At 68.5% G+C, this 15,351-nt stretch carries 14 protein-coding genes; 6 read left to right on the top strand and 8 right to left on the bottom strand.

The features are described 5' to 3' along the window. The 5 genes from hpf to mtrA form a co-directional block, all read right to left on the bottom strand. Nucleotides 1-345 (bottom strand): ribosome hibernation-promoting factor, HPF/YfiA family (gene hpf / locus D472_RS0111540; RefSeq protein WP_017604639.1); only part of this gene is annotated, 345 nt, incomplete at its 3' end. A gap of 807 nt (nt 346-1,152) precedes the next feature. Next, nucleotides 1,153-1,944: a ComF family protein gene (locus tag D472_RS0111530; RefSeq protein ID WP_026117598.1), complete on the bottom strand. Its 792-nt coding sequence runs from the start codon at nt 1,942-1,944 to the stop codon at nt 1,153-1,155. Nucleotides 1,945-2,016: 72 nt separating this feature from the next. After that, the gene (locus D472_RS0111525) at nt 2,017-3,918 is read right to left on the bottom strand and encodes an LpqB family beta-propeller domain-containing protein (protein WP_017604636.1); all 1,902 of its coding nucleotides are present in this window, start codon (nt 3,916-3,918) and stop codon (nt 2,017-2,019) included. Then, nucleotides 3,915-5,681, bottom strand: a complete 1,767-nt coding sequence (gene mtrB / locus D472_RS0111520) for an MtrAB system histidine kinase MtrB (RefSeq protein WP_017604635.1) — start codon at nt 5,679-5,681, stop codon at nt 3,915-3,917. The genes D472_RS0111525 and mtrB overlap by 4 nt, the downstream gene beginning before the upstream one ends. Before the next feature lie 16 nt (nt 5,682-5,697). Next, a complete protein-coding gene (gene mtrA / locus D472_RS0111515) occupies nt 5,698-6,375 on the bottom strand; it encodes an MtrAB system response regulator MtrA (RefSeq protein WP_017604634.1) in 678 nt (225 codons plus the stop codon). A gap of 850 nt (nt 6,376-7,225) precedes the next feature. Between mtrA and D472_RS0111510 the strand changes: the two genes are divergently transcribed. From D472_RS0111510 to D472_RS0111490, 5 genes are all read left to right on the top strand, one after another. After that, nucleotides 7,226-8,218 (top strand): glycerophosphoryl diester phosphodiesterase membrane domain-containing protein, encoded by a 993-nt coding sequence (locus D472_RS0111510; RefSeq protein WP_017604633.1) that lies wholly within the window; start codon nt 7,226-7,228, stop codon nt 8,216-8,218. Between the two features lie 5 nt (nt 8,219-8,223). Further along, entirely contained in the window at nt 8,224-8,862 is a 639-nt protein-coding gene (locus D472_RS0111505; RefSeq protein ID WP_033303626.1) for a DUF4129 domain-containing protein, read from the top strand. Further along, nucleotides 8,859-10,058, top strand: coding sequence for a DUF4350 domain-containing protein (locus tag D472_RS0111500; RefSeq protein WP_017604631.1), 1,200 nt, complete (start codon nt 8,859-8,861; stop codon nt 10,056-10,058). The genes D472_RS0111505 and D472_RS0111500 overlap by 4 nt, the downstream gene beginning before the upstream one ends. A gap of 72 nt (nt 10,059-10,130) precedes the next feature. Next, the gene (locus tag D472_RS0111495) at nt 10,131-11,114 is read left to right on the top strand and encodes an AAA family ATPase (RefSeq protein ID WP_017604630.1); all 984 of its coding nucleotides are present in this window, start codon (nt 10,131-10,133) and stop codon (nt 11,112-11,114) included. Beyond that, nucleotides 11,114-12,412, top strand: coding sequence for a DUF58 domain-containing protein (locus tag D472_RS0111490; protein WP_017604629.1), 1,299 nt, complete (start codon nt 11,114-11,116; stop codon nt 12,410-12,412). The genes D472_RS0111495 and D472_RS0111490 overlap by 1 nt, the downstream gene beginning before the upstream one ends. Before the next feature lie 65 nt (nt 12,413-12,477). Here D472_RS0111490 and D472_RS0111485 read toward each other — a convergent pair whose 3' ends face one another. Beyond that, nucleotides 12,478-12,795 (bottom strand): type II toxin-antitoxin system PemK/MazF family toxin, encoded by a 318-nt coding sequence (locus D472_RS0111485; protein WP_017604628.1) that lies wholly within the window; start codon nt 12,793-12,795, stop codon nt 12,478-12,480. Further along, a complete protein-coding gene (locus D472_RS0111480) occupies nt 12,785-13,012 on the bottom strand; it encodes a hypothetical protein (RefSeq protein ID WP_239642958.1) in 228 nt (75 codons plus the stop codon). The genes D472_RS0111485 and D472_RS0111480 overlap by 11 nt, the downstream gene beginning before the upstream one ends. Nucleotides 13,013-13,107: 95 nt before the next feature. Here D472_RS0111480 and D472_RS0111475 point away from each other — a divergent pair, with 95 nt between their 5' ends. Continuing rightward, nucleotides 13,108-15,159, top strand: coding sequence for a tetratricopeptide repeat protein (locus D472_RS0111475; RefSeq protein WP_017604626.1), 2,052 nt, complete (start codon nt 13,108-13,110; stop codon nt 15,157-15,159). On the opposite strand, the gene D472_RS0111470 is transcribed toward D472_RS0111475, so the two are convergent. Continuing rightward, the gene (locus tag D472_RS0111470; protein ID WP_017604625.1) at nt 15,148-15,351 is read right to left on the bottom strand and encodes a DUF397 domain-containing protein; all 204 of its coding nucleotides are present in this window, start codon (nt 15,349-15,351) and stop codon (nt 15,148-15,150) included. The two genes, D472_RS0111475 and D472_RS0111470, sit on opposite strands and share 12 nt — an antisense overlap.

Raw genomic sequence — 15,351 nt, 5'->3', positions numbered from 1 at the left:
GGCGGGGGCGGCCGCCACGGAGACGGGAGTACGGTTGCCGCGGTGGACCTTGCGACGGTCCGCGGCCTTACGAAGACGGGCTTCGATCTTGTCGAGGGCGAGGTCCAAGGCGCCGTGGCGGTCCACGGACGCGGCCTCGCTCCTGATGACCGGGCCATCGGAGTGGATGGTCAGTTCAACCCGCTCGCGAACGTCGGCGAGCTTGGGGTTGCGCTCCTGGGACACCTCCACATCGACGCTCATGCCCTTTCGCTCCCACTTGGAGAGCCTGTCGAGCTTGTTCTCGACGTGCTGTCGGAACTTCTCACTCACACCGGTGCGTCGACCCTTGACGATGATGTCCATAGGACCCCCTTCATCGCGTGGCCGTCCTGAAGACGACGGCCAGGCTGGCTCTGCTCCTCCCCCCTACCGAGGAGAGGTGTGACGCGCTGTCCCCCTTCCCCCAGTCGATTCGAGCCGGGACTCGGCCCGTTTGAAAGTGCGTATACCCACCGGGAACAGGGTCATCACCCGACCTGGGTACCTGATTGGCGGGGACCATTGAACCGGGCATGGGGGCCACGGCCGTGTTCGGAGCGGATCCGATCGGGGTTGGAGACCGCGAACCCAGGGGGAAGAGCCTCGAAGAACCCGTGAAGGCCCACGAAGGCAAACGCCACGGCGACCGGTGAGACCGGAGTTCAAAGGCACATCGAAACGGCCATGACGGGTTTCACTGGTCCGAGGAGACCGAGCCGGGGCCCGCACCCCCGGAGCATCCGCTCCGGAAACGACGAACCCCTCTGCGTCGGCATGCCACCCGCCCGGCCGACCTGGTCTTCGTCCCCACATCCGCCTGCTGAGAGTGTCGCCGCTCTTGAACGCGACTACTGCTCTTCTCCCTGTCATGAGGGACATCGGGACCCTCCGCGGGGCAGGACTTACCTCTAAGGCGCACCGTGATCGGTCGACGAAAAGTCGCCTTACGTGGGCCGTTTCGCCTGCGCCTGGCATCGGCTTGCCGGAGGAGCCCTCCGGTGTTCCCAGAGGAGTCGGTGTTCCGGCGCAACCACGGACCCGGACGGGTGCCATACCTGGACCGTAACCTGTCCCGGCCCGTATGTCAGGTAGTGGAGGGGGTCTCGGTTTCCGATTAATTGCCGCAAACCCTTACAGAACGGCGCTTCTCGCTTGTTCAGCGGGGTTTGTAAAACATTCGGCCCTTGGGGCGCCACCAGCCGGAGGCGGCCGTGTCCGCTCCGCCACCACCACTGCGCCCAACACCCGGAAACCTCCGGCACGAAGGGCCCGAGCCGCTTCGGCGATCGTGGCCCCGGTGGTGAGAACGTCGTCCACCACGACCACGGCGCTCCCCTGGAACTCCAAGGGCAACGGGCTCGCGACGAAGACCCCGGCCCGGTTGGTCAGGCGGTCCGCCCGTCCCAGGCCCACCTGTCGTCGCACCGCGTACCGGTATCTCAGGACGTGGGCCGTTCCCCGCACGCGGCCCGCCCCCGCGGATCGGGCACACTCCCGGGCCAGCCGATCGACCGGACCATCTCGGGGGTCGCCACCTCGACGGCCGGGGACCGGCACCAACAGGACGTCCGGCCCCACCCGACCCGAGGACCGAAGGGCGGTGGCCAACCGCTCCCCCAGGACCTCGGCCAACCGGGGATCACCGTGTTCCTTGTAGGCCAGCAGAACCCGGCGCTCCCGGCCGGCGTAACCTCCTGCCGCCCAGACCGATGGACAGCCCCTTCGAGGAGCACAGGGGTGCGGCGCACGCAGCATCAATGTTCGACAGTCGGTACAGAGTGGACCGTACGGGCCGGCGCAGCCCGCGCAGATTCGTGGCAGTAACAGGTCGAGGAGGGCGGTGAGGAAGGCGGACGGGAAGCGTCCGAGCCCGGCCAGTGGGCCCCGGAGCCCCCACCGTGAGGCCGTGGAAGGCTGATCCATGCCTCCAGGATCCCCCTCCGACACCGCCCCCGCCAGGGGCGCTCCACGCCCTGTGGACAATCGGAAACCCGGTCATCCCGGAAAGGTGGGGGCCCCGCCTTCGACGATGTTCTGCCAGTTCAAAGGATCGTTGGAGGCCCAGATGTTGCCATCATCGGACCCGGCGAGCAAGGGCTGGCCGGGGGCTCCGGAGATGGTGACCATTCCTGCCCCTGGGGTGCCGGCACTGGCCGCCGGGGTACCACCGTCCAAGGCGACCAAGAGAGCTTGATGCGTGCCGCCCTCGCGACTGCCCAGCACGACCAGTTGGTCGCTCGAACGCCATGCGACGGCGGTGATCTCCTGCACCTCCTGCCCCAAGGCGATGAAGGAACCCACCGTGACCTGGCCATCCTCGTCCTCGACCACCCGGCCCACCTTGAGGGCACGCTGCCCATCCTGTTCGGTGATGACCACGGCACGGGTTCCGTCACGGGAGATCCGAAAGCTCACCAGGGAGTGATCGCGCAACCCGTTGACCTGGGCTCGGACCACCTCGTCTCCGCCACGAAGCAGCCACAGAGCACTGTCACCGGGGCCGGGGGGCTCCTCGGTTCCGGTACCGCTCAGATCAGGGCCACCCTCGGCCGCCGAGGCACCGTCGCCGGTGTCCTCCTCCTCTTCGTCGTCCTCCCTGGTCTCCTCCACCACCCATAGATCACCGTTGACGTCCCAGGACAGATCGGTGAACACGCCTTCGTCGAGTACCTCACGGGTCTGCGCGCCCGGACTGGCGAAACCGGTGACGACCTCGCCGCCCCCCAGGGTGATACCCGCGATGACGCTCTGGTCGAGGGAGACCGCGAACCGGTCCAGCTGGACGTCGCCCCGCCCGAGCGGTCCCGGGACGGGCTCCGCGTCGTTGGAACCTTCGGGGCTCCAGTCGGATGCGGACCACAACTGTCCCTCTTGCGTGTAATAACCCCGGATGTCATCCGAGGTGGCTCCGGGGCTCACCCGCGACCAAAGATCGCTACCCGGACGCGGTCGATCAGCGCTCTCCCCATCGGAGTCGGGGAAGGCGACCTCCTCACCGTTGATCTTGAGGGTGAACTCTTGGACCTCCGGCAACTGCCGCAGTGTCCAGGCGACCTGGGCCCCCATCTCGTACTCGTCGATGCCACCGACGCCGTGGACGTTGATCACGGCGTGCTGGGAGTCGACCTCCAGGGACACGGAGGCGTCCTTTGGGAAGGCGGACCTGACGGCGGGGGCGAGCCAGTCGGTGGGGCCGGCGATGAGCTTGCGGAGCAGCCGTTCCGCGGGTTGGTCGGGGCTCACCGGCAAGTAGACCGGGTCAGGGACCAACGCCGTTCCCTCGGGGTTGAAGTAGTAGAGGTTGAACGGTCGGTGGGTACGTTCGATGTCGAGTTCACTCAGGAGCAACTCGTCCGGTAGGTCCCGGATCCGCCACTCTCCCTCGGGGTCGCCGTTCTCCCGGGCCAAGGTGAAGGTCTCCTCTAGGAGGGTGGCCCCGACCTGGGTGGGAACGTACTTGCCGCTTTCGTCGATGTCGGCCACCTGGTTGCCGCGTACCAGGACGGTGGCGGTGAGACCGTCGGCGCCGATCTCGGCGTCGAAGTCGGCGGCGTCGAGGTCGTTGAGCACGCTCACGGCACCGTTGGGCGACCATTCCTCGGCGGTCTCGGCGAGCATGTAGCTGCGGGCCGCCTTGTGTTCCTCCTCGAAACTGCCCATGTCCTTGAGGAAGCCGTCGACCAGCCCTTCGGGGGCCACCCCGGGCTGGGGGCCGGCGGGCAACAGACGCACGTACCCGTCATAGGGGTCACCGGAGACGTACCCACCCTCGCCGGGGACGACGGGACCGGTCATGGGGATGGTCGCGCAGGCCGCCAGGGACACACAGGCGAGTGTGGACGCGGCGATGGACCTCACGATTCGGCCCAGCGGCGCCGGGCCCACCTTGTGGCTCACAGGACCTCCTCGTCATCGGTACCGCCGTGCACCTTGGCGGAGGGCTCTCCCAGGGAGGTGAAGTTGCGGCCCAGCGCGATCTCCGGTGGGACCAGGGGCAGTGGAGAGCCACGGAGTTCGGCACCGGAGCGCCGAGGTAGGGACAACCGGAACTGGGAGCCCTGACCGGGCATACCCCACGCCTGGAGCCAACCGCCGTGCAGTGCGGCGTCCTCCTTGGCGATGGCCAGGCCGAGCCCGGTACCGCCGGTGGTACGCACTCGGGAGTAGTCGGCCCGCCAGAAACGGTCGAAGCACAGGTGCTCCTCCCCTTCCTTGAGCCCCACCCCGTAGTCACGCACGGCCACGGCGATGGCGTCACGGTCCCCGGCCGCGGCGACCACGACGTCACGCCCCTCACTGTGCTCGATGGCGTTGACCACGAGGTTGCGCAGGATGCGGTTGATCCTGCGGGTGTCGAACTCGGCCACACAGGGTTCGGCGGGCAGTCTCAGGATCACCTTGATCCCACGGCGTTCGGCGATCTGCTCGGCGTCACCGACCGCCTTCATCACGGAGTCCCGAATGTCGGCGGACTCGGATCCGAGTGTGGCGGCTCCCGCGTCGTGGCGGCTGATCTCCAACAGGTCGGAGAGCAACTCCTCGAAGCGTTCCACCTGGCTCTGGAGCAACTCCACCGAACGTCGGTGGGAGGCGTCGAGCTCTTCACGGTCGTCGAAGAGCAGGTCACCGGCCATACGAATGGTGGTGAGCGGGGTGCGCAGTTCGTGGGAGACGTCGGAGACGAACTGGCGCTGTAGCTTGGACAGCTCCTCCAGTTCCTGGATCTTCTCCTGGAGGGTGCCCGCCATGTCGTTGAACGAGACCGCGAGCCTGGCCAGGTCGTCCTCGCCCCGTACGGTCATACGTTCGGCGAGGTCTCCTGAGGCCAGACGTTCGGCGGATTGGGCCGCTGAGCGGATGGGGGTGACCACCATACGGGTGATCATGAACGCGATGAGTCCGAGGAGGATCACCAGCAGCACGGCCACGAGCGAGACCGTGTTCTGGACCAGGTTCAGGATCTCCTGCTCGTGCTGGAGCGGGAAGACGTAGTAGAGCTCGTAGGCGTGGGTGAGCTGCGCGCCCACGACCAGCGCGGGATCGACCGTGCCGCCCTCGGTCTCGATGCGTGTGTAGGTGTGGTATTGCTGGTCGGGCAGCTCGGAGTGCCGGACCTGCTCCACCAATCGCTCCGGCACGCTCTCGTTGACGGTCTCCTCGTCGACGGTCGCCCAGCCCCGCTCGTCGCTCACCGAAGGCAGGACCACCACGCCGTACAGCCCGGTCTCCCCACTACGACCGGTCAATTCCCGTGCGATGTTGTTGAGCAAGCGGTCTCGGTCGCCGGCCTCGTTCTCCCGCAACTCGGTCAGGGCGTAACTGAGCCCGGCGCGGTGGTCGTTGACCGCCGCGTTGATCTTGGCCTCCAGCAGCCCTCCGCGCACCTCGGAGATCAGCACGTGCCCCAGCCCCGCCATGACGAGCAGGGACAGGACCAGGGTCGTGCTGATGACCCGCAGGTAGAGCGAACGGCGCCAATTGGTGTGCACCCCTCTCACCAGTGCGCGCGCGGCGCGTTGGGCGAGGAGGTAGGCACGGGTCAGGCCGGTGCTGTGATCGGGCTGTCCGCCATCATTGGAGGTGGGCAGCCCGGAGGCCGGGGCGGACCGTTCCCCGTGGGGGTCGGACGCCCGCCCCTCCTCGGGTTCGGACACGGTCATGTGGGCCCCGGACGACTCAGGCGGTACCGGCCTTGTAGCCGACACCGCGAACGGTCACGACGACCTCGGGGTGCTCCGGGTCCTTCTCGATCTTGGCGCGTAGTCGCTGCACGTGGACGTTGACCAGGCGCGTGTCGGCGGCGTGACGGTAGCCCCAGACCTGCTCCAAGAGCACCTCACGGGTGAAGACCTGACGCGGCTTGCGGGCCAAGGCGACCAGGAGGTCGAACTCCAGCGGAGTGAGGCTGATCTGTTCGCCGTCACGCCGCACGGCGTGGCCGGCGACGTCGATGTGGATGTCTCCGATTTGGAGGACCTCGGGAGCCGGCTCCTCGGTACGGCGCAGTCGCACCCGCACACGGGCCACGAGCTCCTTGGGCTTGAAGGGTTTGACGATGTAGTCGTCCGCCCCCGACTCCAGGCCCAGAACGACGTCGACGGTGTCGCTCTTGGCCGTGAGCATGACGATGGGCACCCCGGACTCGGCGCGGATCTGACGGCACACGTCGATCCCGTCGGCACCGGGGAGCATCAGGTCGAGGAGGACCAGGTCCGGCTTGGTCTCGCGGAAGGCCTCCAGGGCCTTGTCCCCATCATGGACGAACGAGGGCTCGAACCCCTCACCCCGCAACACGATGCCCAGCATCTCGGCGAGGGCGAGGTCATCATCGACAACCAGTACACGTCCCTTCATCGGTGTGTCCGGCACCGGAGATCGCCACCGCCTCGTGGGCGGCGGGGTCCGGCACCTACTCCTCTCTCCTGGAACACTCAAGCGGCGTCAGTGGTTCGGTGCCCGGGGCTCCCGCTCCGGGGAGCCGGGGAACCGCGTTTTCTTCTCCAACCTTGCCGGCTGTGGGCGCGGCGGGAAGAACGGTCAGCGGTGTCGGGTCCTTTCGGACGGTTTTCGACCACCGGCGGCGTCGTTCCTGGCCAGAAAGAGCTGGAAGGCTTCGCGACTCGGCCGGCCGGTAACAGAAAGCATACAAAAGGAATGAAGTGAGTAGGTTGTCCTATAGCACACTCCAACCGGGCTGATAAGCGGTGGAACCGCCCGGTAGGTTGGTCTTCGACAGGTCAGAATCGGCGCGAGAACGTACGCGCAGAGTAACCGAACCTCATGGAGGGCGGGACGGATGAGCCAGGGGGACGACCATCGGGACACCTTCGGGGAGCACCCGGAAGGCGCCGAAGGGCAACGGTCGCCCGAGTCTGGGGACTCCGCTCCGAAGGGCGGTGGTTGGACCGTCCCCGGCCAGGATACGGCACCCCCCGTCACGGCTCCGGGTTCCGGGCCGCAAGGGCCGGATCAGCCCGGATACGCCTATCCGTCCGGACCGTCCCAGGGGCCACCACCCGGATACGGCGTTCCTCACCGGTACGGCGTGCCCGGTGGCCCTCCCCAAGGCCCTCCACCCGGTTACGGCCCTCCCCCGGGTCTCCCGCCGGGACATGGCGCCTCGTCCGGCGCCCACGGGCAACGCCCTCCCTATGGTCACGGCCGGCCCAACGCCCCCAAGCCCGGTGTGGTCGCGCTCCGTCCCATGTCCCTGGGCGACGTCTTCAACGGTGCCTTCAGCTACGTCCGCAACAACCCGAAGACCACGGTGGGGTTGTCGATGGTCGTCATGGCCATCGCGAGCATCTTGAGCGTCGTCGCCTCGACGTTGTTCCTGGACGACTACACCACGTTCATGGACGAGATCATGGCCGACCCCACTGCGGTCGACCCCGACGCCCCCCTCTTCCCGTCCTCACCGCTGACCATGGCACTCATGTACCTCGGTGAGCTCATCGTCTACGTGGGCGGCGCGGTCCTGCTCGGTCTGCTCGCCGCCGTCGTCGGCATGGCCGTCCTCGGCCACAAACTCACCCCGGGCCAGGCATGGGCCGCCGCCCGCGACCGCTTCGGGGCCATCATCGGTCTGGCCATGGCCAAGCTCGGCATCCTGGTCGTCGTCCTCATCGTCGCGTTCTTGGCCGTGCTCATCGGTGTCTTCGTGGGTGTCATGATCGGTGTCGGCGCCGGAAGCGACATCGCGGCCGGCCTCTTCGGCCTGCTCTTCGCTCTCCTGGCCGCGCTCGTGGTGGCCGCCCCGGCGATGTGGATCTGGATCCGGCTCTACTACGCCATGCCCATCGTCGTGCTGGAACGGATGGGCCCCTTCCGGGCCATGGCCCGTTCCTGGCGCCTGTCCAAGGGCAGCTGGTGGCGCACCCTGGGCTACTGGCTCCTGGCCGCCCTCATCGTGGCTCTGGTCCAGATGGTGCTGAGCGCGCCCGCGGGCCTGCTCGGTATGGTGCTCGGCTTCACCGCGGCCGACGCCGCCTGGACCGCGATCCTGATCGGGGCCCTCACCTACGTCCTCACCGTCCTGCTCTTCGCCGTCACCCAACCGTTCGTGGCCGGAGTGAACACCCTGCTCTACATCGACCTGCGAATGCGCCGTGAGGGTCTGGACCTGAGGCTTCACCAGGCCACCCAGCGAGGTGAGTCGGTCCGCCCGGAGATCTACCTCCCGGAGCCGCGCGCGTGAAGCCGATGAGCATGCCCTTGGAGGTGAGCCGGGACGAGGGTCGCCGCCGCGCCATCGAGGAGCTCTCCGACCCCCTGTACGGCGAGCACGAGCCTTCGCTTCTCGATCGGTTCTTCGCCTGGTTGGACGAATGGCTGGGACGACTGGTCTCGGCCGGAGACGGAGTCGTGCCCGGTTGGGTGTGGGCGGCGGGGCTCCTGTCGCTCATCGCGATCGCGGTGGTGGTGCTGGTCGTGTACCTGCGTCCATCGCGCAATCGTCGCTCCGACGCCTTGGTGCACGAGGGCACGGCCCTGTCGGCGTCCGACCATCGCGCCGCCGCCGAACGCCACGAGGCCGCTGGGGAGTTCGCCGAGGCCATCGCCGAACGCCTGCGCGCCATCAGCGTGGACCTGGAGGAACGAACGATCATCGTCCCCCGGGCGGGACGCACCGCCACCGAACTCGCCACCGAGGCCGCACTCGTGCTACCCGGCGAGGCCGAAGGACTGCTCGAGGGAGCCCGTATCTTCAACGACGTGGCCTACGGGGACCGGGTCGCGACCGCCGAGGCCGCACGTACGCTACGCGAACTGGACGTGCGGCTCGCTTCCACCCGCCCCACGATCACCGAGGACCCGGTGGCACGAGAGGGGCGACGATGACGACCACCGCACCACCCGCCACCGACCGGCCTTCGAGCCCCGCGTCCACGGTCGAGCATGGCTCCGACGCCTTGCGCCTGTGGCGCCGGATCCGTGTCCCCTTGGCCCTGTTCACCGCCTTGTTCCTGGTAGGGGCCCTGCTGTCCCTGGGCAGCGAACGGTTCCCCTCCGGTCATTTGGAGCCGGGCAACCCCGAACCGAGCGGCGCCCGGGCCTTCTCCCAACTGCTTCGCGAGGATTCCGACGTCACGGTGGCACGCGGCTCCGGGGCCGCCGTGAGCGCCGTGGAGCGTTCGGGCGAGGACACCGTGCTGTTGGTCTTCCTCGACCACCGTCTCCTGCCCGAGGAACTCGATACCCTGGCCGAGCTGGGGGTGGACACCGTTCTCGTCCAGCCCTCACTACGCTCCTTGGCGGCCTTCGCCCCAGGGGCGGACGTGACCGGCCGGGCCGACGACGAGGACTCCCTCGAACCGGAGTGCACCCTGCCCGCCGCCGAGGCCGCCGGGTCCGCCGGGGTCGCCGGTGAGCTGTACTCGGTCGACGACGACGTGGTCGCCCAGAACTGCTACCCGGCCGAAGGCGGCGCCGCGCTCATCAGGGTGGACTCTCCGCACGGTGCCACCACGACCGTGCTCGGTACCGGTGCGCCCCTGACCAACCGTGAACTGGACGCCGGCGGCAACGCGGCGCTGGCGTTGAACCTGGTGAGGGCGGAGAACGTCGTTTGGCTACGCCCGGACGCCCCCGAGCAGGCGGGCGGTTCCCAGATCTGGGAACTGATCTCCCCGGGCCTGCGCTGGTCGGTGATCCCACTCGCGCTGACACTGTTGTTGCTCGCCTTCTGGCGCGGACGTCGGATGGGCGCGCTGGTGCCCGAATCGCTGCCCGTGCTCGTGCGCGCCTCGGAAACCACCGAGGGCCGTGCGGGCCTGTACCGCTCCCGAGGTGCCCGTGATCGGGTGGTGGCCGCACTACGGGCCGGTTTCCTGGAGCGTTCGGTGCCCAAGCTGGGGCTGAACGCCGACTCGAGCTCGGACGCCGTGGTGTCGGCGCTGGCCGCCCGGACCGGCGACGATCCACGGGACCTGGAACGTCTGCTGTACCCGGGGCCGGTGGACGCCTACACCACCGACGACGGCGCGATGCTCCGCCTCGGAGACGCGTTGGACGAACTCACCCGGAAATTGCGCTGACCAAGGGCCTCAGGGCCTCGTTGTCCCCCCACAGACCAGAACCGACAAGGGATCGAGAGAGGTAGACGGCACGTGAGCGCCTTCACACCCCAGGCACCGCCCTCCGCCGACGAGGCACGGGCCGCCCTGACCGCCCTGCGCCACGAGGTGGCCAAGGCTGTCGTGGGTCAGGACGAGACGGTGACCGGTCTGGTCGTGGCACTGCTGTGCCGCGGTCACGTCCTGTTGGAGGGTGTGCCCGGTGTCGCCAAGACACTGTTGGTGCGCACGGTCTCCGCCGCCCTGTCCCTGGACCACAAGCGAGTCCAGTTCACCCCTGACCTGATGCCGGGCGACGTGACGGGGTCGCTCGTCTACGACCAGCACACGGCCGAGTTCGAATTCATGAAGGGTCCGGTCTTCACCAACCTGTTGCTGGCCGACGAGATCAACCGGACCCCGCCCAAGACCCAGGCCTCCCTGTTGGAAGCGATGGAGGAACGGCAGGTCACCGTGGAGGGCGCCCCCGTGGCACTGCCCGATCCGTTCATGGTGGCGGCCACCCAGAACCCGGTCGAGTACGAGGGCACCTACCCGCTGCCCGAGGCACAGCTGGATCGCTTCCTGCTCAAGGTGACGGTCCCGTTGCCCGAACGCGACGCCGAGATCGACATGCTGGGTCGCCACGCCGCGGGCTTCGACCCGGGCGACCTCGCCGCCGCGGGCGTCACCGCGGTGGCCGGGGCCGCCGAACTCCAGGCCGCTCGTGACTCCGTGGCACGGGTGCGGGTGGCCCCGGAGGTCCTGGGATACGTCGTGGACCTGTGCCGGGCCACCCGTTTCTCCCCGTCCTTGCAGTTGGGGGCCTCTCCTCGTGGTGCCACCGCCCTGCTGCGCACCAGCCGGGCATGGGCATGGCTGTCGGGTCGTGACTACGTGACCCCGGACGACGTCAAGGCCCTGGCCAAGGGCACCCTGCGACACCGGATCGGGCTGCGTCCGGAGGCCGAACTGGAGGGCGCCACCACGGACGGGATCCTCGATGGTGTGCTCGCCTCCGTCCCGGTGCCGCGCTGATGGTGGTCACCGGCCGGGCCGCGCTCTTGGCCCTCCTCGCGACGGGCGCGGTGGCGATCTCCGGACAGATCGGCGCGACCGTCGCCTACGTCGCCGTGGGGCTGGTGGTGCTGCTCATCGTGCTGGACCTGGTGGCGGCGACCTCCCCCCGGAAGCTGCTGCTGTCCCGTGAGGGTGACACGTCATTGCGGCTGGGCGATTCGACCTCGGTGTCGGTCCTGGTGACCAATCCGACCCGGCGACGCCTGAAGGGCTCGGTTCGCGACGCCTGGCCACCGAGCTCGCACGCCTCGCCCAAGGCCCGCCCCTTGAGGGTGGCCGCGGGTGAACGCCGTCGGGTGACGACCACGCTCACGCCCACCCGTCGTGGCGACGCCCACTCCGCCGGGGTGACGGTGCGCAGTATCGGACCACTCGGGTTGGCCGGGCGCCAGCGTACGCTCCAGGCACCCTGGACGGTGCGGACACTGCCGCCGTTCCACAGCCGCAGGCACCTGCCCGGCAAGCTGTCCCGGCTACGCGAACTGGAGGGGCAGCACACCGCGATGGTGCGCGGTCAGGGCAGCGAGTTCGACTCGCTGCGCGACTACGTACCCGGCGACGACGTGCGTTCCATCGACTGGCGCGCCACCGCCCGTAACGACGGTGTGGTGGTGCGTACCTGGCGCCCTGAGCGGGACCGGCGCATCCTCATCGTGCTGGACACCGGGCGCACCTCGGCCGGACGGGTGGGCGACACCCCGCGCCTGGACCACGCGATGGACGCCGCCCTGCTGCTCAGCGCACTGGCGGGCAAGGCGGGCGACCGGGTGGACTTCATGGCCTACGACCGAGCCGTGCGTGCCCAGGTGAAGGCCTCGGGCAAGGGCAGTCAGGTGCATCGTGTGGTGGAGGCCATGGCGCCGCTGGAAGCCGAACTGGTGGAGTCCGACCCGGCCGGAATGGTCAGCGCGATCCTGGCCCAGGGACGCAGCCGCAAGCTGGTGGTCCTGCTGACCGACCTGGACGCCACGGCCTTGGAGGAGGGGTTGTTGCCGCGCCTTCCGGTGCTCTCCTCGCACCACCTGCTGTTGGTGGCGGGGATCAAGGACCCCAAGGTGGAGGAGATGGCGGCCGAGCGCGGCAGCGCCGACGCCCTGTACCGGGCGGCTTCGGCCGAGCGCACGCTCAGCGAACGGCACCGGATCAGCACCGAGCTGCGCCGGATGGGCGCCGAGGTCGTGGACGCCGGCCCCGAGCGCATCGCCCCGGCACTGGCCGACGCCTACATCAACCTCAAGGCCCAGGGACGGTTGTAGCCCACAGTTCCACGAAGGGCGCTCTCCCACCCGGGAGGGCGCCCTCATCCACTCGCCGGCCCGGCTCAGAGGAGTCCTAGGATCAGGCGGCACGCCTTGTCGACCTCGTCCAGTTCGTGCGCGTCGAGCCGCCCCGCGAAGTCCCCCAGTCTGAGCTCGCGATCCACGGCACGCATCTGATCGACCAACACCCGTGTCACGGTGCCGTCGACCAGTTTGACCTCAGGTCGAAAGATCGCCGGGCCCGCACTGGTCGACGTGGGTGCGACGACCACGGTCGATAGGTTGAAAGGACCTTGCAACTCGACGCAATATCGAGGGCCACGCTGTTCGTGGCCTTGAAGGCGCCGATCGGTACGAAGTCGATAGAGATCACCACGCATCCCCGTCACCCATCTCTTCGGCGATACGGGCGAGTTCGGCCTTGTCCACCTCATCATGTCGAAGCCGCTCGGCGTCATCCCTGGCCTGGGCGTACTGCCGCTCGACGTAAGCCTCGTGGATGATCTCCCTCAGGACCGTGGAACGGTCGCGCCCCTGAGTGAGTTCGCGCAGCTCGTGCTCGGTCTGCTCGTCGGGTCTGAAACTGATCATCGCCATGCGTTGAACGTATTACATAACGTATTACAAGGTCAAGCCGCCGCTTGTCTCACAGGTTCTGAACGATCGCTCATGAGTCGGGCAGTATTGGGTGCATGGCCTCACCCCCCGAAGCCCACAACGCGGCCCACGGTCACGTGTACGGGCAGCTCCTCCAAGTCCGCGACGTCCACGGCGACGTCACCGTGAACACTCCCCAGGCGCCCCCTGAGGTCGCGGACGTGTCCTTGGATCCTCCCCGGCTCGCGACCGCCGTGCGCGGCCGTGCCGAGCTTCTGACGACCCTTCGCGCCGCGATGGTGCGCGGGGCTCCGGCGCCGCACGTGCTGACCGGGCCCGGTGGGTTCGGCAAGACCACCGTCGCGGCGGCGTTGGCCGAACACGCCCGCGCCAAGGGATGGACCGTGTTCTGGGTCCGCCCGAACTCGATCGGACCGAGCATGCTGGAGGCCGCGATCGAACTGGGCGGCTCTCGCCAGGAGGCCGAAGGCGTCAAGGACGTCCCCCGGCAGGCCGCCCGCTGGGCGTGGCGCCATCTGGACTCCGCCACTCGGCCCTGGCTACTGGTGATCGACAACGCCGACCGACCCGAGGAACTCGACCCCGAGCACCGGCCCGGCCAACAACGCGGCTGGATGCGATCGAGCCCCGGCGGGTTCGTGCTGGTCACCAGCCGGGTGGACGATCCCGCGCTGTGGGCGCCGGCGACCCTGCACCGACTCCGAGCCCTGGAGCCGGCGGACGCCGCCGTGACCCTGGCCGACCACGCGGGTGTGGGAGAACTTCCCGGCGCGACCGAACTCGCCGAACGGCTCGCCGGAGTCCCCCTGGCGCTCTCCCTGGCCGGACGCATCCTCGCCACCCACCAGGTGCTCTTCCCCGACGCCTGGGCCCTGCTCGACCGTCTGGAGGACGACGTCACCAGGCTCGACGAACTCGCCGGACCGCAGGCAGACGAGGCCGGCGGTGGACGTGGCCTGCTCTCCGGTGTCTGGGACCTGTCTTTGCGCTTGCTCGCCGAACAGCATCCCCACGCCGTCCCCCTGCTGCGGGTCTTGTCCCTGCTCGGCACCCAGGGACAGGCGGTCCCCCTACGCCGACTACCGCTGTCGGAGCTCGCGGGCGGTGTGCTCGATGACCCCGAGAACCCATTGGACGAGGTCTCCTTCTCCCAGGGCGTCAACGCACTGGTGACCCACGGCCTGGTCCGCGTCGTTCCCCGGGGTGGAGAGCGCGCCCTGCTCCTGCATCCGCTGGTGGCCGAGACCACGCTCTCGGGTCTGGAGGAAAAGGACACACCTCTCCTCGATCAGGTGGAGGCCCTGCTCCATGGACAAAGCGAACACGACCCCCTGTGGGAGACCTTCGCCCACAGCACCCTGCTCGACCAGCGCGCAAGGCGCCTCCCACCGGACAGGGAGTTCTTCGATGGGCCGGCTGCCTCCATCGAGCCGCTCTTCAGCGCCACCCATCTGCGCTTTTCGAGACTGCTCATTCTCACCGGCAGAAGGGAGGAGGCAGAGATGCTGGTCGACAAGTCCGTGTCGTTCACCAGCCGTGTCTTCGGACCCTTCCACGAGACCACCCTGCAACGCCGTCACCAGTTCGCCGAAGTCCGGCTCGACATGGGAAGAACGGAGGAGGCCGAAACGGAGTACCGAGAGTTGGTGGAACTCGGGAGGATCCACCACGGACCCGAGCACGAGGTGACGCTTGAGGCCCGGTTCATGCTCGCTCTCATCGCCCTGCGACGAGAAGAGTGGGAGGAGGCCGCCGGCGGATTCCGCGTCGTGATGGAGGCCGGAGAAAACGGGTCGGACCCCGAGAACCGTCGTGTGCTGCTCGCCCGAGAGAACCTGGCCTACCTCTCCATGCGCCGGGGAGACCACTCCACGGCCGAGCGGGAGTTCCTCGCCATTCGACAGATCCGGTCCCGCGATCTAGGGGAACATCACTTCCTCACCGCGCAGGCCGACTACTACCTGGGACGGGTCGCGTTCGAGGCCGGAGAACACGCGAAGGCGCGGGAACCGTTCGCACGCTGTTTGGCCGTCCGGGAGCGGGCATTGGGCACGGACCATCCCGACACCGATCGAGTCCGTGAGTGGCTGGATCGGGTCGGGGGTCCCCCGACGTCATCGGAGTGACCCAGGCCTCTCCCCGCGAGCCGACACCTGAAGGAGCACACGCCACTCCCCGGCCTCGAAGTCCAGAACACCCGCATCGGGGTCGGAGGAATCTCGCACCAGCACGGCGCGCGCCGGAATCGCCACCTCGACGCAGCAACCGGTCTCGGCCGAGCTGTGGCTGCTCTTGAACCAATGGGGTTCCGCGCTCAT

The organism is Nocardiopsis alkaliphila YIM 80379 (assembly GCF_000341005.1).
GTDB lineage: Bacteria > Actinomycetota > Actinomycetes > Streptosporangiales > Streptosporangiaceae > Nocardiopsis > Nocardiopsis alkaliphila.
The sequence above is the reverse complement of the archived record's forward strand: the minus strand, read 5'-3'. Positions and strand labels throughout refer to the sequence as shown.